19 protein-coding genes are annotated in these 18,379 nt (G+C 75.0%); 10 read left to right on the forward strand and 9 right to left on the reverse strand.

Annotation, left to right across the window (positions count from 1 at the left end; all coding sequences use genetic code 11):
- Positions 1 to 65: 65 nt before the first annotated feature.
- Positions 66 to 497, forward strand: coding sequence for a winged helix-turn-helix transcriptional regulator (locus tag AC067J_RS10725; RefSeq protein ID WP_478297689.1), 432 nt, complete (start codon positions 66 to 68; stop codon positions 495 to 497).
- Positions 498 to 660: 163 nt separating this feature from the next.
- Here AC067J_RS10725 and AC067J_RS10730 read toward each other — a convergent pair whose 3' ends face one another.
- Positions 661 to 1,836, reverse strand: coding sequence for an NAD(P)-binding domain-containing protein (locus tag AC067J_RS10730; RefSeq protein ID WP_478297691.1), 1,176 nt, complete (start codon positions 1,834 to 1,836; stop codon positions 661 to 663).
- A gap of 249 nt (positions 1,837 to 2,085) precedes the next feature.
- Positions 2,086 to 2,460, reverse strand: a complete 375-nt coding sequence (locus AC067J_RS10735; protein ID WP_327682675.1) for a YbjQ family protein — start codon at positions 2,458 to 2,460, stop codon at positions 2,086 to 2,088.
- Positions 2,461 to 2,606: 146 nt separating this feature from the next.
- Here AC067J_RS10735 and AC067J_RS10740 point away from each other — a divergent pair, with 146 nt between their 5' ends.
- The 3 genes from AC067J_RS10740 (at position 2,607) to AC067J_RS10750 (ending at position 4,987) form a co-directional block, all read left to right on the forward strand.
- Positions 2,607 to 3,539, forward strand: a complete 933-nt coding sequence (locus AC067J_RS10740) for a hypothetical protein (RefSeq protein WP_478297692.1) — start codon at positions 2,607 to 2,609, stop codon at positions 3,537 to 3,539.
- Between the two features lie 167 nt (positions 3,540 to 3,706).
- Positions 3,707 to 4,213 (forward strand): hypothetical protein, encoded by a 507-nt coding sequence (locus AC067J_RS10745; protein WP_478297694.1) that lies wholly within the window; start codon positions 3,707 to 3,709, stop codon positions 4,211 to 4,213.
- 60 nt (positions 4,214 to 4,273) lie between these two features.
- Complete coding sequence (locus AC067J_RS10750) at positions 4,274 to 4,987, forward strand: aminoacyl-tRNA hydrolase (protein ID WP_478297696.1); 714 nt, start codon at positions 4,274 to 4,276, stop codon at positions 4,985 to 4,987.
- Positions 4,988 to 5,088: 101 nt separating this feature from the next.
- Here the strand turns inward: AC067J_RS10750 and AC067J_RS10755 are convergent, their stop codons facing one another.
- From AC067J_RS10755 to AC067J_RS10765, 3 genes are all read right to left on the reverse strand, one after another.
- On the reverse strand, positions 5,089 to 5,589 hold the full coding sequence (locus tag AC067J_RS10755) for an SRPBCC domain-containing protein (RefSeq protein WP_478297698.1): 501 nt from the start codon (positions 5,587 to 5,589) through the stop codon (positions 5,089 to 5,091).
- 288 nt (positions 5,590 to 5,877) lie between these two features.
- Entirely contained in the window at positions 5,878 to 6,681 is an 804-nt protein-coding gene (locus AC067J_RS10760) for a hypothetical protein (RefSeq protein ID WP_478297700.1), read from the reverse strand.
- Positions 6,678 to 7,739, reverse strand: a complete 1,062-nt coding sequence (locus AC067J_RS10765; protein WP_478297702.1) for an ABC transporter ATP-binding protein — start codon at positions 7,737 to 7,739, stop codon at positions 6,678 to 6,680. The genes AC067J_RS10760 and AC067J_RS10765 overlap by 4 nt, the downstream gene beginning before the upstream one ends.
- Before the next feature lie 181 nt (positions 7,740 to 7,920).
- Here AC067J_RS10765 and AC067J_RS10770 point away from each other — a divergent pair, with 181 nt between their 5' ends.
- Complete coding sequence (locus AC067J_RS10770) at positions 7,921 to 9,234, forward strand: sensor histidine kinase (protein WP_478297704.1); 1,314 nt, start codon at positions 7,921 to 7,923, stop codon at positions 9,232 to 9,234.
- On the forward strand, positions 9,231 to 9,896 hold the full coding sequence (locus AC067J_RS10775; RefSeq protein WP_478297706.1) for a response regulator transcription factor: 666 nt from the start codon (positions 9,231 to 9,233) through the stop codon (positions 9,894 to 9,896). The genes AC067J_RS10770 and AC067J_RS10775 overlap by 4 nt, the downstream gene beginning before the upstream one ends.
- A 91-nt stretch (positions 9,897 to 9,987) precedes the next feature.
- On the opposite strand, the gene AC067J_RS10780 is transcribed toward AC067J_RS10775, so the two are convergent.
- The 3 genes from AC067J_RS10780 to modA form a co-directional block, all read right to left on the reverse strand.
- The gene (locus tag AC067J_RS10780; protein WP_478297708.1) at positions 9,988 to 11,181 is read right to left on the reverse strand and encodes an ABC transporter ATP-binding protein; all 1,194 of its coding nucleotides are present in this window, start codon (positions 11,179 to 11,181) and stop codon (positions 9,988 to 9,990) included.
- A 67-nt stretch (positions 11,182 to 11,248) separates the two neighbouring features.
- Positions 11,249 to 12,157, reverse strand: a complete 909-nt coding sequence (locus tag AC067J_RS10785) for an ABC transporter permease (RefSeq protein WP_478297709.1) — start codon at positions 12,155 to 12,157, stop codon at positions 11,249 to 11,251.
- Positions 12,154 to 13,005, reverse strand: a complete 852-nt coding sequence (gene modA, locus AC067J_RS10790; protein ID WP_478297711.1) for a molybdate ABC transporter substrate-binding protein — start codon at positions 13,003 to 13,005, stop codon at positions 12,154 to 12,156. The genes AC067J_RS10785 and modA overlap by 4 nt, the downstream gene beginning before the upstream one ends.
- A gap of 389 nt (positions 13,006 to 13,394) precedes the next feature.
- Here modA and AC067J_RS10795 point away from each other — a divergent pair, with 389 nt between their 5' ends.
- On the forward strand, positions 13,395 to 14,462 hold the full coding sequence (locus AC067J_RS10795) for an RNA ligase (ATP) (protein WP_478297713.1): 1,068 nt from the start codon (positions 13,395 to 13,397) through the stop codon (positions 14,460 to 14,462).
- A 381-nt stretch (positions 14,463 to 14,843) separates the two neighbouring features.
- Complete coding sequence (locus AC067J_RS10800; RefSeq protein ID WP_478297715.1) at positions 14,844 to 15,692, forward strand: MHYT domain-containing protein; 849 nt, start codon at positions 14,844 to 14,846, stop codon at positions 15,690 to 15,692.
- A gap of 130 nt (positions 15,693 to 15,822) precedes the next feature.
- Here AC067J_RS10800 and AC067J_RS10805 read toward each other — a convergent pair whose 3' ends face one another.
- Complete coding sequence (locus AC067J_RS10805; protein ID WP_478297717.1) at positions 15,823 to 16,227, reverse strand: hypothetical protein; 405 nt, start codon at positions 16,225 to 16,227, stop codon at positions 15,823 to 15,825.
- A gap of 205 nt (positions 16,228 to 16,432) precedes the next feature.
- On the opposite strand from AC067J_RS10805, the gene AC067J_RS10810 reads away from it, so the two are divergent.
- Together AC067J_RS10810 and AC067J_RS10815 are read left to right on the forward strand one after the other, a co-directional pair.
- Positions 16,433 to 17,143, forward strand: coding sequence for an RNA polymerase sigma factor (locus tag AC067J_RS10810; RefSeq protein ID WP_478297718.1), 711 nt, complete (start codon positions 16,433 to 16,435; stop codon positions 17,141 to 17,143).
- Between the two features lie 45 nt (positions 17,144 to 17,188).
- Positions 17,189 to 18,334, forward strand: a complete 1,146-nt coding sequence (locus AC067J_RS10815; protein WP_478297720.1) for a hypothetical protein — start codon at positions 17,189 to 17,191, stop codon at positions 18,332 to 18,334.
- The last annotated feature ends 45 nt before the right edge of the window (positions 18,335 to 18,379 follow it).

The following is an 18,379-nucleotide window of genomic DNA, read 5'->3' on the forward strand; positions in this document are numbered from 1 at the left end:
GACTCCGTAGATCTGTTGAGGCGATCATGGATCGAGTGACCGTGCCCTCGAAAGAAGGAACATCCATGTCCACTGGTGCCGGTGCGGGGACTTCCGCCACCCCGGGCGTCACCCCGGGCGTCGCTCGGCCGGCCGCCCTCCCGGGCGCCGTTGCGGTCGCCGTTCCGGTCACCTCGCAGGACCGTGCGGAGTGCCCGGCGACGGCGGTACTGCACCGCATCGGCGACCGCTGGAGTGTCGTGCTGATCAGCATGCTCGCCGAACGGCCCTACGGGTACAACGAGTTGGACCGTGCCGTGGCCGACCTCAGCCGCCGGGTGCTGACTCGTACGCTGCGCACGCTGGAGGCGGAGGGGTACGTGAGCCGCACCGCCCGGTCCGATCAGCCCTACCGGGTCGAGTACGCGCTCACCGCGCTCGGCGAATCGCTGCACACGGTGCTGCGCGACCTCGGCGGGTGGGCCGCGGAGCACCGGGACCGGCTGTCCGCGGGATGACCGCCGACAACCGCCGCCGGTCCTCGGCCCGGCCTCTCGACCGCCGGGCCCCGGCCGCCGGGTACGGAATCCCCGGGTTGCAGGACCGGGGCCGTGGCCCCTTTCGCCGGAAGAGCCGCTACGCCGTCATGTCGCTACGCCGCCTCGCCGCCATGCCCGTTGATCAGCCGGCGACGGTGACCTCGGTCTTGGCACCGGCCTCGGCGCCGGCCCCGGCCGGGTCGCCGAGCAGCTTGACGATGTCGTTGACCGCCGCCCGGCCGGCCCGGTTGGCGCCGATCGTGCTCGCGGACGGGCCGTAGCCGACCAGGTGGACGCGCGGGTCCGCGGTGGCGCGGGTGCCGGTGAGGGCGATGCCTCCGCCGGGGGAGCGCAGCCCCAGCCCGGCGAGGTGGCCGACCTCGGGCCGGAAACCGGTCGCCCACACGATCGCGTCGACGGCGAGTTCCTCCTCGCCCCAGGCGACCCCGTGCTCGGTGAGTCGGTCGAACACCGGGCGGCGGTGCAGCGCCCCCAGCTCCTCGGCCCGCCGGTAGGCGACCGACGGGCCGAGCCCGGTCACGCTCACCACGCTGCGCACCGGCAGTCCCTGGCGGACCCGCTCCTCGACCTTGGCGACCACCGCCCGGCCGTACTCGGGGGTGAACGGTCCCTCGTGGAAGACGGGCGGGGTCCGGGTGACCCAGACCGTCTCGCCGACCGCCGCCACCTCCGACAGCACCTGGATCGCCGACGCCCCGCCGCCGACCACCAGCACCCGCTTGCCGGCGAACTCCTGCGGCCCCCGGTAGTCGGCGTAGTGCAGCTGGCGCCCGGCGAAGTGCCCCGGGTAGTGCGGGAGGAACGGACGGGTCCAGGTGCCGGTGGCGTTGATCAGCGCCCGCGTCGACCAGGTGCCGCTGTCGGTCTCGACCAGCAGCCGGGCGTCCGGGTTCGCGGACTCCGCGCGCACCGCTCGAACGGTCACCGGGCGCACCACCGGGAGCGCGTGCTTGGCCTCGTACGCGGCGAAGTACCCCGGTACGACCTCGCGGGCCGGCGCCTCCGGGTCGGGGTCCGGGAGTTCGAAGTCGGGCAGGTCGTGGAAGCCGTGCACGGTGGCCATCCGCAGCGACGGAGAGCGGTGGGCCCAGGCGCCGCCGGGGGCGGCGTCGGCGTCGAGGACGACGAACCCGCCGTCGGCACCGGCTTCCGGGGCGGCGCCGGCGCCGCCCCGGTAGGGGGCGAAGCCGCGGCGGCGCAGGTGGTAGGCGGCCGACAGGCCTGCCTGGCCGGCGCCCACCACCAGGACGTCGACCCGTCGTATCCCGTCCGATTTGGTTGCACCGTAAACAGTCACGCCCGTGAAACATCGGATGGGCGGGGTGTGTTCCCGGCCCCGCAGGTGTTCGGAGGCACCTCTCGGGCGTCCGCCGGCGCTCGCGCGCGGGCGGTGACGACAGGCGGCCCCCGGCTGCCCCGCAGTCCCAGTCCCAGTCCCAGTCCCAGGCCCAGGCCCGGCGTCCGGCGTCCGGCGTGCGGCGCCGGCGGTCCGGGCCGCACCCGCCGCCCGGACCGCACCCCGGCCCGCAGGGGGCCGCCCCGGCGCCTACGGCACGGCGGGGGAGATCACCACGGCCGTGCCGTAGGCGCAGACCTCGGTGCCCACGTCCGCCGCCTCCGTGACGTCGAAGCGGAACATCAGGACCGCGTTCCCGCCACGTGCCTTGGTCTGCTCGACCAGTCGCTCCATCGCCTCGTTGCGACTCTCGACCAGGGTCTTCGTCAGACCCCGCAGTTCGCCGCCGACCAGCGACTTCAGCGAGGCGCCGATCTGGCTGCCGATGTGCCGGCTGCGCACGGTCAGGCCGAAGACCTCGCCGATCACGTGGTCGACCCGGAAACCGGGGATGTCGTTGGTGGTGACTACCAGTACCTGGGCGTCCGGGTGCTGCCCGCCGCCGTATTCGTCGATGTTCGCCATGGGGCCATCCTGTGGGCGGTCGACCCTCCCGGGACAGAGGCGCGCGGCCGCGACCCGGCGCGAAGGCGGTCCTGTGACGGCGAGAACGCATAGGGTAGCCGGAACAGACCGGTGATCGGAGGCCCGAAAGGCCGTACCGTAGCCCCATGGGCGAGCGAAGCGATCATCCACAGGGGCCGGGCGCGGCGGAGGACTCCGGCGCGCAGGAGATCGAGGCGACGGTGGTGCTGGGCCTGCGGATCACAGACTGGCCCGCGCTGCGGGCCGCGGCGATCGCGGCCGTGGAGGAACTGGACTTCGACGGCATCGATCCGGCCGGGCAGCGCCGTGAGCTGTTGCGGGAGGTGGCCGAGGACGCCAACGCGGCGCTCGGCGCCCTGCTGCACCCGGACCGGCTGGTGGCCGCGATCCCGGGCGTCGAAGCGCTCGGCGGCACGCTGGAGATCAGCGTCACCGAGGACTTCGCACCGGACTTCGCCGAGCTGTTCCCGCTGGAGGGCGACGAGGAGGACGGCGGCGGGTCGTCGGGCGACTGGACCCTCACCCCGCGCACGGCCTGCCTGCTCCACGCCCAGCTGATCGGCCTGGGCGATGCCGCCTACGACGACTTCGACGAGCACGAGGACGAGCCGGTCGTCGACGGCGAGGAGACGGACTGGACGGTCTTCGGGAGGCTGCCGCAGCGCACCTGGCGGCTGCACAGCGGCTGGCGTCGTGCGATGGCCCGCGCCTTCGACGACCTCGCCGACGACCTCGCGCTCGGCGAGTGGCCGCTGCCGCGCTGCCTGGCCGAGGAGATCGCGCTGCGGATGGCCCTGGTCGACGCCCGGACGCTGCTCGGCGCGCAGCCCGAGTCCGTCGCCGACATGATGGGCGACCTGCCGGCCGACCTGTACGACTACGACTGGGACGGCTGCCACGACGAGCTGTTCGGCGTCTACGGGCCGGACGACGGCGACCCGGAGCTGAACGCGGAGCAGCGCGCCGAGCTGCTGCTCGCGGCCACTCACCCCGAGGGCTGGTTCCTGACGTACGAGGACGCGGAGGAGCGCGACCCGCAGCGCGGCTTCCGGCGCTGACCTGACTGGACTGAACTGGACCGGGCCGGGCCGGGCCGGCCTGGCCCGAGGTGGCCCGGCCGGGGTGGCGATGGCCGGCGGGGTGCGGCGGGTGCGGCGGGTACGGGTACGGCGAGCCGGGTGGGGTGGGCGGCGGCTAGGCTGCGTCCATGTCCGATCCATCCGGTATGTCAGACGGTGTGTCGACGGTCGCGGCCCCGGCGGTCGGGGCGGCGGCCGCCGAGGACCCCGTACTGGCGCGGCTCGCGCTCGGCCTCGAAGGCGTCGAGGCGGCGCAGCGCGGGCGGACGGCGCCGGCGCGGGAGAGTTTCGAGCGGCTCTGGACGGCGCTCGGTGAGCGCGGCGACGTGTTCCACCGCTGTGTGGTCGCCCACTACCTGGCCGACCTGCAGGACGACCCGCGTGCGGAGCTGGAGTGGGACCGCCGGGCGCTGGCGGCCGCCGACTCGTTGACCGTCGAGCGCGCGCAGACCTACGAGGCCGCGCTCCAGGTGCGGGCGTTCTACCCGTCGCTCCACCTCAACCTGGCCTCCGACCACCTCAAGCTGGGCGAGCCTGACCAGGCGCGCGAGCAGTTGGAACGCGCCGTGCGTAGCCTGGACGCGCTTCCCGAGGACGTGTACAGCGCCGGCATCCGGGCGGCGGTGGACGAGCTGCGGCAGCGCCTGCGCTGAAGGGTCGCGGTGCGGGCACCGCCGTGATCGCCGCGCCCCGGGGGCTGGCATGCTGGTCCGGTGACTTCTCCGTTCGACGCCCCCGTTCCCGACCCGACGCCCGAGGACCGCGACGCCCGGCCGCAGTACGTGCTGCCGCTGGTGGTCCGGCTTGAGAAGGCCGCGCCGCCCGGGCGGACCGACGCGCTGGAGACTTCGGCGCGTGCCGTCCTGACCCTGTTGAGCGACCGGCGGGTCACCGAGGCGGGCGGCGAGTGGGCGGAGCTGGTCGAGGCCTGGGAGGACGCGCGGATCCGCAAGGTGGTCCGGCGGGCGCGGGGCGGCGAGTGGCGCCGGGCGGGCGAGCTGCCCGGGATCACCGTGGCCGGCCGGGAGGCGGAGGTGCGGGTGTTCCCGCCGGTTCCGCTCGACGGCTGGCCCAAGGAGCTCGCCAAGCTGCAGGTGTCCGGCACCGAGCTGGAGGAGAGCGGCCCGGTCGGCGCCCCGGCGCCCGGGGTGCCGGTGCTCTGGCTCAACCCGGAGCTGGAGATGAGTGCGGGCAAGACCATGGCCCAGACCGGCCACGCGGCCCAGCTCGCCTGGTGGCGACTGGACGATGCGCAGCGCAAGGAGTGGGCCGAGTCCGGTTTCGCGCTCGCCGTCCGTACGGCCGCGCCGGAGGCCTGGGGCGAGTTGGTGGCGAGCGGCCTGCCGCTGGTGCAGGACGCGGGCTTCACGGAGATCGCCCCGGGCAGCTGCACCGTCGTGGCGGACCACCCGGCGCTTCGCGGGTGAGGGTCCCGTGGGGGACGGGCCGCGGCCTTCCGGCGAGTGACAACTGACGACGACAGCTGGCAGATAGCAGATGGCAGATGGCAGCTGACGGATGACGGATTTCAGATCCTGTCATCCGTCAGCTGCTTTTCGTCACCGGCCGTTCGGCGGGCGGCCAGCCGCTCCGTGTGGCAGGCGAGCTCGGTCAGCTTCCACGTCCAACCGGTCCCGTTCCGTGTGAGCCGGGCCCGGGTGCCGTCCGCGGGTGTGGCGAGCGAGGGGTATCCGCTCTCCGTCATGCGCAGCCGGGTGTGGTTCCCCGGCTCCCGGGTCAGGGTGAACTCGACCAGGGTTTCGCTGCTCGCCCTCGGCTCCGTTCCGGCCGCCGTCCGGGACCAGCGGAAGGAGAACCGGCCCGGCTGCTCCACCAGTTCGATCCGGGCCGGCAGGAGGCCGTGCACCCCGTGGCCGAGGACCATCCGCCCGCCGGGCCGGAGGTCGATCTCGGCGGGCCCGTCGGCGCCGAACCAGGCGCCCAGGAACTCCGCCTGGGTGAGTACTGCCCAGACCCGTTCGCGCGGTGCGGCGATGACGATCTCACGCTGGATGCTGCCGGTGACCATGCCGTGAACCTCCCCGATGCGTTGCTAGGGGTTGTCTGACCATTCCCGCCGCGCGCACGACGCCGGGCGTCTCGCCTGGACGCACCGCCGAATCGTCCAAGTACGTCCAGTACGAGGAGGCTCCGGCGGCACGCCCGGCCGGGCGCCCGACGCCGCGCGCTGATGCGACGCGAATTGCCGGACAACCCCTAGCTAGAGGGTTGCACGCCCGTGGCGTCATGTGCAACTCCAGAGTTGCACATGGTGGGCGGTGGGGCAGCGGGTGGTGGTGGGCACGCCGGAGCCGTGTCAGGCCTCGTACCGGCGGAGCGAGCGCAGGCCGCCGTACGCCGCCGCCGTGGCCCAGCCGGCCATGATCAGCAGACCGGTCCAGTGCCCGTACACGACCTGCGGGTCGTCGGCGTAGTGCAGCGCGTACTGGCCCGCGCGGTCCGGCAGGAACTGGACGGCGTGGCGGACGACCGGCACGCCGGACATCAGCGGTGAGAGCAGGAAGACGGTCGGCACCAGCAGGCCCATCGCCGCCGTGAGATTGCGCAGCATGGCGGTCAGGCCGAGGCAGAACACCACCAGCAGCACCGGGTAGACCACTCCGGCCGCGGCGCTGCGGACGAGTCCGGGGCCGTCCCAGCCGCCGCCGGGCGCGAACGCGGCGTAGGCGGCGAAGGAACCGCCGGACCCGAGCAGGCCGACGCCGAGGCCGACGGCGGCGCCGAGGGTGAGTTTGGCGGCGTAGAGGCGGCGGCGGTGCGGGACGGCGGTGAGCGAGACGCCGATCATGCGGGTGTTGAACTCCTGCCCGATCAGCAGGACGCCGAAGCAGACCAGTGCGGCCTGGCCGAAGTTGAGGCCGTAGTGGATGCCGACGCCCGGATCCTCGGTGAGGCTGGCGTCCTTCCCGCCGAGGGCCGCGGCGACGGCGGCGCCGAGTCCGACGGTGAGCAGCAGCGCGACGAGCGGGGTGATCCAGAGCGAGCGGAGGGTGGTGAGCTTGATCCGTTCGGCGCGGAGCACGGCGGTCGGCGGGACGGTGCCCGGCAGGACGGGGGCCGACGGGGTGGCGGGGGTGGCCGGGGTGGCGAGGGCGCTCATGCCGCCACCGCCCGGTACTCGACGCTGTCGGCGGTCATCCGCATGAAGGCCTCCTCCAGAGAGTCCTGCTGGACCGCGATCTCGTACAGCACGACGCCGTTGGCGGCGGCGAACGCGGCGATCCGCTCGGGCGCCGCGCCGCTGACCTCCCAGGCGCCGCCGTCCACCGGCTCGGCACTGACCCCGGCACTGACTCCGGCACTGACCCCGGTGCTGGCCTCGGCACCGGCTCCGGCACCGGCCCCCGCACCGGCTCCCGTGCCGGCCCCTGTACCGGCCTCGGCACCGGCCTCCGCGCCGGCCACGCGGGTGGCGTCGGCGAGGCGGGCGGCGAGGCCGGGGCCGCGCAGCAGGGCGTCCAGCTTGGCGGGGTCGACCGCCCGTACCCGGATCCGGGTACGGCCGTGGCGCTCGATGAACGCGGACGTCGCGGAGTCCGCCAGCAGCCGGCCCCGGCCGATCACCACCAGGTGGTCGGCGGTCAGCGCCATCTCGGTCATCAGGTGCGAGGAGACCAGCACCGCGCGGCCCTCGGCGGCGAGGTCACGCAGCAGCGTGCGGATCCACCGGATGCCCTCAGGGTCGAGTCCGTTCACCGGCTCGTCGAGCATCAGCACCGGCGGGTCGCCGAGCAGGGCGGCGGCGACGCCGAGGCGCTGGCGCATGCCGAGCGAGAAGCCGCGGATCCGCCGGCCCGCCGCGTCGGCGAGTCCGACCTGGGCGAGCACCTCGTCGACCCGGCGGTCCGGCAGGCCGTTGCCGGCGGCGAGCCAGCGCAGATGACCGCGCGCCGTACGGCCCCCGTGCAGGGCCTGGGCGTCGAGCAGCGCGCCGACCTGCCGCAGCGGGCCGTCCAGCTCGGCGTACGGGCGGCCGTTGACCAGCGCCCGGCCGGCGGTCGGCCGGGCCAGGCCGAGGATCAGCCGCATGGTGGTGCTCTTGCCGGCGCCGTTGGGCCCGAGGAACCCGGTCACCACCCCGGGCCGTACCTCGAAGTCGAGGCTGTCCACCACCCGTGCCCCGCCGTACTCCTTGGTGAGGCCCTCAACCTTGATCACGGCCGCCCTCCCTCTCTCCGTCGCTCTCCGCGGACTGCCGGCGGCCCGTTTCCGCGGGCCGTCGCTCCGACTGCCTCCATGGGACCGCGGCGGACCCCGGCGGCGGATCCCGCCCGGGAGGGGATTCGCCTCCCTCTCGGGAGGGAGGTGGCCCACGTCGCTGACCTGGCAGGATGGCGCAATGCCCCGAATACTCGCGCCCCTGCTGAGCGCCGTCACCTACGCGCGCTGGCTGCACCTGGTGATCGGGTTCATCTTCTCCGGCGTCGTTCTGATGGTCTATCCGGGCGTCTCCGGGCCGAGCCTGGCCCAGATCCTGGTGCGCGCCGTCCCGACGGACGCGGCGCTGCTCGTCCTGGCCGCCCTGGTGCCCGCGATGCGCCGGGCGGAAGGCGTGCAGGCGCGGCTGCTGCTCGTCCCCGACCGCGAACCGGACATCGCCACCGAGCCCGCCGGCACCTGGGCCGACCGGCGGCGGACGGCGGCCTGGCTGATCGGCCGGACCGCCCTCGGGACGGCCGTCGGCATCCTGTCCGTGCTGGTGCCGATCGCCGCGGTCGACCTGCTGACCAGCCCGGCGCCCAAGTTGCAGGGCCTCCGACTCCCGGTCCCGGACGGGCCGTCCTGGTACCCGCTGCTGGCGCCGGTGCTGCTGTTCGGCCTCGGGTGGCTGATCGTCTGGGCCGGTAGGCTCCAACTCGCCATGGCGACGCGACTGTTGGGGCCTTCCCCGGCCGAGCGCCTGGCCGCCGCCGAGCTGCGCGCCGAACGCCTGCTGGAGCGGAACCTGTTGGCCCGGGAGCTGCACGACTCCATCGGCCACGCCCTGACGGTGACGGTCCTTCAGGCCGGGGCGGCGCGCGAGGTCGGCGACCCGGTGTTCGTCGCCAAGGCGCTCGAAGTCATCGAGGAGACCGGCCGGCAGGCGATGGACGACCTGGAGCGGACCCTCGTGCTGCTCCGCGACGCCCGGGAGGACGGGGAGGGAGGGTCCACCGCAGGCGGGGGATCCCACGGGCCCCACGGGGCCCGAGGGCCGGGAGGGCCCGGTGACGGTGGCGGCGCCGGAGGCGGCCGGGGCGATGCGCGGGAACGGCCCGGGATCGAGCAGTTGCCCGCCCTGTTCGACACCGCGCGGGCGGCCGGCAGCCCGGTCGAGGCCTGGATCGACGCGCCGGTGGCGAAGCTCCCGGGGGTGCTCTCCCGCGAGGGCTACCGGATCGTCCAGGAGGGCGTCACCAACGCCCTCAAGTACGCGCCCGGCGAACCGATCAGCATCCGGATCGTCGTCCGGGACGGCCGGCTGGAGCTGCGCTGCGCCAACGCCCTCCGGACGGCCGGCGGGACGGCGGCCGTTCCGTCACCACGCCGGGGCGGCAAGGGACTCCGGGGCATCACGGAACGGGCCGTGCTGCTCGGCGGCGAGGCCTCGGCGGGTCCGGAGTCCGGGGAGTGGGTGCTGGCCGTTCGGGTACCCCTACGCTTGGGCGCGTGACGATCGACATTCTGCTGGCGGACGACGAGGAACTGGTCCGCGCCGGACTGCGCGCCGTGCTGGAGGCGCAGGGCGACCTGCGGGTCGTCGGCGAGGCGGCCGACGGTTCCGAGGCGCTCGCGCTGGCCCGCCGCCTGCGTCCGCACGTCGTGCTGATGGACGTCCGGATGCCCGGCGTCGACGGGCTCACCGCCACCCGCGAGCTGGTCCGCGACGGGACCGCCCCCGGCGGGTACGCGCCGAAGATCCTCGTCGTCACCACCTTCGAGATCGACGACTACGTCTACCAGGCCCTGCGCGCCGGGGCCGACGGCTTCCTGCTCAAGCGCACCCGGCCGGCCGAGATCGCCCAGGCGGTCAGGCTGGTCGCGGCCGGCGAGTCACTGCTCTTCCCCGCCCAGATCCGCCGTCTCGCCGCCGGCCAGGGCAACCGGGAGGCGCGCGAGGCGATGGCCCGCGCCGCCCTGACCGAGCGCGAGGCCGAGGTGTTGCGCCTGGTGGCCCGCGGCCTCACCAACGGGGAGATCGCCGAGCAGCTGTTCCTCGGCGTGCAGACGGTGAAGACCCACGTCAGCAGTGTGCTGGCGAAGCTCGGCGCCCGGGACCGCACCCAGGCGGTGATCGCCGCGTACGAGTCGGGCTTCGTGGCACCCACCGAGTAGCGCGCGGGGGCGTCAGGCAGTGGGGCCGCCGGCGGGCCCGGATGCCGAGCGGCTGGTCGGTCGGTCGAGCGGGAACGGGGAGCGGGGCCGGTCAGGCCGGGTACGCGTGCGTCTGGGCGGCCTTGACCGCGGCCCAGACCGTCGCCCCGGGGGCGAGGCCGAGTTCCGCCACCGCGGCCGGGGTCAGATCCGCGGCCATCGGGACGGCCCCTGACAGATCGGCCCGGACCTGGTCGCCGTGCAGGTCCAGACCGTCGACCGTCAGCTCCCAGACATTGCGCGCGCTGCCCTCGGGCCGCTCGCGGTGCAGCGTCACGGCGGACGGCGGGAAGGCCACGAAGGCCGGACCGGACAGCTCCTCGGTGGTGGCCAGCGCGGTGCCGTCCGCCAGCGAGACCCGACGGCCCTCGGCCGTGCCCTGGTACAGGTTGAGGCCGACCAGCCGGGCGATGTAGTCGGTGCGCGGCCGCCGGGCGATCTCCGCGGGACTGCCGGACTGCACCTCGCGCCCGTCCTCGATCACCACCAGCCGGTCGGCCAGCACCATCGCGTCCAGCGGGTCGTGCGTCACCAGGACCGCGACCGCCTCGAACTCGGCCAGGTGGCGCCGGAGCTGCGTCCGGACGTCGAGCCGGGTGCGGGCGTCCAGGGCGGCCAGCGGCTCGTCCAGGAGCAGCAGCCGCGGGCGCACGGCCAGCGCGCGGGCGAGCGCGACCCGCTGCGCCTGGCCGCCGGAGAGCCGGCCCGGACGGGCCGCGGCGTGCTCGGCCAGGCCCAGCCGCTGCAGCCAGCCGGCGGCCTCGGCACGCGCCTCGCGCTTGGGCCGGCCCTGGCAGCGCGGGCCGAAGGCGACGTTGTCGAGGGCGCTGAGGTGCGGAAACAGCAGGTAGTCCTGGAAGACCACGCCGACCGGGCGTTCCTCGGCCGGGGTGTGCAGCCGCCGGGCCGGGTCCTCCAGGACGCGGCCGTCCAGCCTCAGGTGGCCGTCGGTGAGCGGGAGCAGGCCGGCCAGCGCGCGCAGGGCGGTGGACTTTCCGGCGCCGTTCGGCCCGAGCAGGGCGACCACCTCGCCGGGGGCGGCGGCCAGTGCGAGGTCCAGGGTGAAGGCGGCGCGGTCCACCCGCAGGCGGGCGTCGAGGCCGACGGCGGCGTCGGCGGAGGCGCCGACGCCGCCGTCGGGAGCGGTGGAACCGGCGGGCGCGGGCGCGGGCGCTGGCGCGGGCACCGAGCGCGGGCCCGGGCCGGAGCCGGGGGCCGGGGTGGTGGGGTCGGTGGCGGGTGTCATCGGCGGGGCGCTCCAGGGGTGCGGCCGGGGGAGGGGACCGGGGCGGGGCGGCGGGCGGCGGGCGTGGTCACGGTGTGGACATCCAGCGCTCGCGCAGACCGGCCAGCACGGCCACCGACACCACCAGCAGCACCAGCGACAACGCGATCGCCGCCTCCGGATCGGACTCCATCGCGAGGTAGACGGCGAGCGGCATGGTCTGGGTCCGACCCGGGAAGTTGCCCGCGAAGGTGATCGTCGCGCCGAACTCGCCGAGCGCCCGGGCCCAGGCCAGCACCGCACCGGCGCCGATCCCGGGGGCGATCAGCGGCAGCGTCACCCGGCGGAACGTGGTCAGCCGGGAGGCGCCCAGGGTCGCGGCGGCCTCCTCGTAGCGCGGGTCGGCGGCCCGCAGCGCGCCCTCGACGCTGATCACCAGGAACGGCATCGCGACGAACGCCTCGGCGATCACCACACCGGTGGTGGTGAACGGCAGGGTGACGCCGAAGGCCGAGTCCAGCCACGAGCCGACGATGCCGCGCCGGCCGAGGACCAGGAGCAGTGCCACGCCGCCGACCACCGGTGGCAGCACCAGCGGCAGCGTGACCAGGGCCCGGATCAGCCGCCGGCCCGGCAGCTCGGTCCGTGCCAGCAGCCAGGCCAGCGGAACCCCCAGCACCAGTGACACCCCCGTGGCCGCCGTCGCGCACACGAGGGAGAGGCGAAGCGCCTCCCACACCTGCGGGCTGGTGAGCTGCTCCGACAGCGAGCTCCACGGCGCCCGGACCAGCAGCCCGACCAGCGGGAGCACCAGGAACGCCAGGCCGAGCAGCGCCGGGAGCAGCAGCGTGAACGGGACGCGGCGGGACCTCCGCCGGCGGCGCGGGCGGGCCCAGGGCGAGCCGGGGCCCCGGTCCGGCGCGTCGCCGGCGGACCGGTCGGCGGACGACGGACCGGGGCCGTCCCCGGTGGCCGGGCGGGTGGTGCGGCGGATCACGGCGCCTGGAAGCCCGCCGCGGTGAGCACCTGCTGCGCCTCGGGCGACTCGACGTAGGCGACGAAGGCGGCGGCACCGTCCTTGTTCGGAGCCTTGGCGAGGGGGGCGATCGGGTAGTCGTTCACGGCCTTGGCGGCCTCGGGGAATTCCACGCCGTCGATCTTCGCAGCATCGGCCTTCACATCGGTGCGGTACACCAGCGACGCGTCGACCTCGCCGAGTTCGACCTTGGTCAGCGCGCCCTTGACGTCCTGCTCCAGGGTGACCGGGGTGAGGTTGACGTTGCCGGCCTTGAGCGCGGTCAGGGCGGCGGCGCCGCAGGGCACCTCCTTCGCGCAGAGCGCGACCTTCACGCCGGGGGCCGCGAGGTCGGCCAGGCCCGCGATGTGCTTGGGGTTGCCCTTGGGGACGGCGATGGCGAGCGTGTTCCTGACGAAGGTCCTGGGCGTGCCGACGGCGCCGCCCGCGTCGGTGACGGTCTTCATGGTGGCCGGGCTGGCGGCGGCGAAGACGTCGGCGGGGGCACCGGAGTTGATGCTCGCGGCGAGGGCGGAGCTGCCGGCGAAGTTGAAGGTGACCTTGGCGCCCGGGTTGGCGGCCTCGAACTTCTTGCCGAGCTCGGTGAAGCTCTCCTTGAGCGAGGCCGCGGCGAAGACGGTGACGGTGCCGGAGGCCTTCGGCGCCCCGGCGCCGCTGCTGCCGGCCGAGGCCGAGGCACCGGTGCCCGTGGCGGTGCTGCCCGCGTTCTTGGCGCCGTTGTCGTCGGTGCCGTCGCTGCTGCAGGCGGCGGTCCCGAGGCCGAGGACGAGGGCCGCCGCGGCGGCGATGGCGAGTCTGCGGGTGTTCATTCCCTTGCTTCCCCTCCTGGCGCGCCGGAAGGGGCGCGGGGCCTTCACCGCAGGTGCGGCGATTTCGGTGATTATAGTGCCGCAATTGCGTGTCAAGAGCCGTCTGTTTCATCGCACAGGCGAGGGTGGCGGTATGCGGTGGGACCGCTGTCGGAAGACGCAAACCCCTGCCGTCCGGCGTGTGGCGGCGTGTGGCGGGCGCGTGTGGCGGGCGCGTGTGGTGGGCGGAGTGTGTGCGGCACGGGGGCGCGCCGGGGAGGCCGTGCGCGTGCTCGCCGAGGGATCGAAAACCCTTCGCGCGCGGGCGGTCCGAGAGGTCAGAGTGACTCCCGTCCGTACGTCGTACGGCGAGCCGGCCGTCCGGCCGAGCCCAGGGAAGGAGTACGTCCATGTCCACGCTGCGAGTCACCGTCGAGCGACTGACCATCCTCGACCATCCGAACGCCGACGCCCTCGAACTCGCCCAGGTCGGCCTCTACCGAGCGGTGGTGGCCAAGGGGGCGTACCGCACCGGCGACCACGCGGTCTACATCCCGGAGCAGGCGGTGCTGCCCGCCCCGCTGATCGAGGAGCTGGGACTGACCGGTCGACTGGCCGGCGGCAACGCCGACCGGGTCAAGGCGGTCCGGCTGCGCGGCGAGCTGTCCCAGGGCATCGTCTGCCGGCCCGGCGCCCTCGCCGGCACCGACCTGGCGGCCGCCGCCGACAGCGGCGAGGACTTCGCCGAGCTGCTGGGCGTCACCAAGTGGCAACCGCCGATCCCGACGTCGATGGCGGGCGACGTGGTCCGGGCCCCGGACCTGCTGCCGTGGGTGGACATCGAGAACCTCAAGCGCTTCCCGGGCGTCTTCACGCCCGGCGAGCCCGTCGTCCTGACCGAGAAGCTGCACGGCAGTTGCTGCCTGGTCACCTACCACGCCGCCACCGGCGAGGTGCAGGTGTCCTCCAAGGGGATCGGGGCCCAGGGGCTCGCGCTGGTCGAGGACGACCGCAACCTGTACTGGCGGGCGGTGCGGGCGCACGGCATCCCGGCCGTCGCCGCGCGGCTGGCCGAGCGGCTCGGAGCCGAGCGGGTCGGCGTCTTCGGAGAGGTCTACGGCGCGGGCGTGCAGGACCTCACCTACGGCGAGTCCGGCCGCACCGCGCTCCCCGGCTACGCGGCGTTCGACGTCTCGGTCGCGGTGGACGGAGGACTGTCCTGGCTGTCGGCGGCCGAACTGCTGGACGGGGAGCTGCCGGTGGTCCCGGAGCTGTGGCGGGGTCCGTTCGAGGCCGGGACGGTCCTGGCGTTGGCCCAGGGGCGGGAGACGGTCTCGGGGCGGCAACTGCACGTGCGCGAAGGCGTGGTGGTCCGGCCGGTGACCGAGCGGTACAGCCCGGTGGTGGGCGGGCGGGCGATCGCCAAGGTGGTCGGCGACGCCTACCTGACCCGCAAGGGCGGCACCGAGTACGAGTAGCGCCGGACGGCTGCGGAGGCTGGACGCCGGACGGATTTCGGATGGCAGCTGACGGATTCTGTCGGTCCGAACGACCCCATCGCCCCCACTGCCCCGGCGCGGGGAGGGGGCGGCTCGATCTGTGACGGGGCAGGGGACCGCCCCATTCGAGCACAGCGCTTGCGCACTGTGGGCTGCTTTTCATATCTACGCCAGGCCATTTCCCGGCCCCCGATAGCGTCCCACGCACCCCAGGCCGGAAGCGCACGTGCGGATGGCATATGACAGGCGGTCGGCTCCCCAGCCGGCCGCCTGTCCGCCACCCGCCCGGAGTCCGCCCGGCCCGGGGTGCCCGGGCGCAGCGTCGAACGCCCCGGGCCCGACCGGTCGACCGGAGGTCCCATGGGCACCGTGAACCACCTCGGCTCCGGCTGGCTGATGCCCGCGCTGTCGTACGTCATGGCGTGCGCCGGCGCCGCGTTCGGCCTGTGCTGCACCGGGCGCGCGCTCTCCGCGCCCGGGGCCTCCCGCCGGAACCGGGTGTGCACCGCAGCCGCCTCGACCGGCTCCGGCATCTGGACGATGCATTTCGTGGCGATGGTCGGCTTCGACGCCGACGGCCCCCACCTTCGGTACGGCGTCCCGCTCACCGCGCTCGGCCTGCTGGTGGCCGTGCTGGCGACGGGCCTCGGGCTGGTCGTCGTCGTGTACGGCCGCCGCCGCGTCCTCGCCCTGCCGGCCGGCGGTCTCACCATCGGCCTCGGCGTCGCGGCCGTGCACCACCTCGGCACGGCCGCCGTGCGGCCGCACGGCGGACTGTGGTGCGACGCCGGGACGTCGGCGCTCTCGGTGCTGATCTCCGCCGCCGCAGCCGGTGCGGCGCTCTGGGCCGCCGTCGCCGTCCGCACCGTCTGGGCGGCCGTCGCCGCCGCACTGGTCATGGGCCTCGCGGTGGGCTTCGTGCACGACATCTGCACGGCCGCCGTCCACGTCCCGCTCGAACCGGCCCGATCCGGGTCGGGGGGAGCCGCGCCGATGGACTTCGTCCTCCCGCTGGCCGTCGGGCTCGGATCCTTCCTGTTCCTCACCGCGGCCTTCGTCGCGCTCTCTCCGGCCGCCCGGGAGCCCGCGGCCGGTCGGGCGGCCGGGGAGCTGACCATCGAGGAGCCGGCCATCGGGGAGTCGGCCATCGTGGAGCCGGCGGCCGCACCGGCTCGACCGCGGCCCGGCCGGCACCGCCGTGCGGCCTGAACCCGCCCGCCCTGCAAGGGTCGTGGCCCCGGAGGCCGCCCTCGAACCGTCCGGATCGCGCCGGCCCGGCACGGGGGTGGGGCGCCGCCCTTCCGGTGCGGCGCCCCACGTCGTCACGTGCGCGGACCGGTCAGCCGCGCGACTGGAACACGATCCGGGTCCAGCTGGAGCCCGGGCAGTTGCCCCAGACCGCCCACGGCTCGGGCCGGGCGCCGATCCAGAGGCCGGTGCTCGACGTGCCGTTGGCGCAGTACGTGATGGTGCGCAGCTCGCCGGAGTAGATCCGGCAGTTGCCCTCCCAGCGCCAGCCGTAGTCGGCGGTGATGACGCAGCGGTAGGAGGCGGTGATCGCGGCGGGCGACGCGACGCCCGAGCCGGCCGTGATGGACTGGTCGGCGGCGCGGGCCCGCTCGGCGGCCGGGGCGGAGGCGGCCGGCCGGGCGGCGGCCGGGAGGGTGGTGGCGCCGAGCACGCCGACGGCGGCGACGGCCGCCATCCCGAGCTTGGCGATGTTCCGGGCGATACGACCTGTCATGGCGTTCTCTCCTCGCTCGTGGGGTGTGGCCCCGTCCGGGAGGCGGGGGGAAATCCAATTCCCTTGCGCCGCCCGATCGGTGACGTATTGCACACGAATGACTGCGAACGGTGGGGTGACGAACTATGATGTGATGTGCGTCACAAGCCGGGTGGTCGGCGTCCGTCGACTGGGCTTTCGGGTGCCGATTTCCGAGGGGAGCGGCATGGATTTCTCGTCAGGCTGTCCAGGTGGGCGGGATCCGGACTCCGGCTCCGGGGCCGACTCGGCCGATTTCAACCGGGTGTTCACGGAATTGCTGCCGAGGCTCCATCGGGCAGCCGTTCAGCTGACCGGAAATCCGTTCGGCGCGGGGGATGTCGTCCACGACGCCTATGTGCGAATAGCCCGCCGCCCGGACCGGTTCCTCGGCCACCCGCAGCCGTACGCCTATGCGTTCACCACGATGGTCAACATCCTGCGCGACGAGTGGCGGCGCGACCGCCGCCGCATGCTCCTGCCGGAGGTCGGCGACGGTGCGGGCAGCGGGGCCGGCCGGGTCGACCCGTCGTGCGGCGGCGTGGGGGAGCTGCAGGCGCACTGGGAGGTGGTCAGGCTGCTGGGCTGCCTGACGGCGAAGCAGGCGCGGGCGGTGCTGCTGGTCGACCTCGACGGGTACGGCCTGGAGGAGGCCGCCCGGCTGCTCGGGGTGCACCGGTCCACCCTGGCGGTCACCCGGCGGCGGGCCCTGGTCCGGCTGCGGGCCGTGCTCGAACGGGAGCGCGAAGCGGGGGAGGGGGTGCCGGTGGTCCCGCCGCCGCCTCGGCGGTCGGAGCCGCCGTCGGACTCGCGGCCGGACTTGCGGCCGGACCCGCCGCCGGAGTCGTGGGGCTGTGCTGAAGGCGGGGTCCCGCCCGGGCCCGACGCACCGAACTGACGGCAAGTCAGCTCGTCCGCCGCCTCGGCCCGTACGCTGAAAATCGTGATCACGTACGAGGAGCATCGGCTCCGCTCCCTGGCCGATGACGGCCGCTGGACCGAACTGCTGGGCGCCTACCGGCAGGCCCGGGCCGCCGCCGTCGCGCTCGACGGCTGTCCCGGCTACGGCCGGCACGACGGCCTCGACCGTCGCGCCGGCTTCGATGGCTTCGACGGCTCCGATGGCGGCACTGACGGCGGTGACGGCCACGCCGAGTGGGGCGGGCACGGCGTCCACGGTGTCCACGGCCTTCGCGGCCCCCGGGGCGGCATCGGCGGCGGGCCCGTTCTCGACGCCGCCGCCCGGGCCCGGGCCGCCGCCGCGACCGCGCCCCTCGGCCACCTGATCGCCTACGCCGCACCGCCCGAGGTGGCGGCCCGGCTGTTCGACGCGGACGGCGGTCCGGGGACCGCCGCAGGGGTGCGCGACCACGACGCCGGGCCGCTCTGGGAGGTGCTGGCGACCCGGCACTCCTGGCGGAGGCTGGCCCCGCTGCTCGGCCCGGCGGCGGTGCGGCGGCTGGTCGCGCAGACCCGGGTGCTGCTCGGTGAGGACCTCTCCTACGGCGCCGAGCCGGACCAGGAGGGCGTTCCCCTGCTCCTGGAGTCATGGGAGTCGGCGGGCTGGGGCGAAGGGGTGAGGGTCAGGGAGTACCTGCCCGGCGGCGGCTCGCGCAGCGCGCTGCTGACCCTGCCCGCCAGCCGGGAGGGCCTCGGCCCGGTCGAGCTCCCCGAGCCGGGGACGCGGCTGCCGGGGCAGCGGGCCACCCGGGCGCTGGCCGAGCTGGCGGGCTGGGCGGTGACGGTCTGCGTCCGGGGCTCCGCGCCGTGCGCTGCTGCGCAACTGGCGCCGGGGCGGCGGGTGACCGGCGGGTACCTGCCGTTCGCGCTCGCCTGCCCGGCACTGGTCCAGGCGGGCGTCGCGGACCGGGAGCACGGTGCGGCCCACGGGCGGTTGGCGCTCTGGCGGGTGCTGGCCGCGATGACGGGGGCGGAGCGGCCGGACCGTTCGGAGGTCAACGCGCTGGTGGCGCGGATGCGGTGCTTCACCTGGGACGATCCGGCGGACCGGCTGCGGCACCTGCACCTCGCGCTGGAGGATCCGGCGACCGGCCTGAGCTGGGCGGTCAGCGGCTCCGAGGAGATCTGAGCAGCGGCAGCGGCAGCGTCGGTGCCGGCTCCGTCCCCGGCAGCG

It is taken from the genome of Kitasatospora sp. NPDC042419, assembly GCF_056437345.1.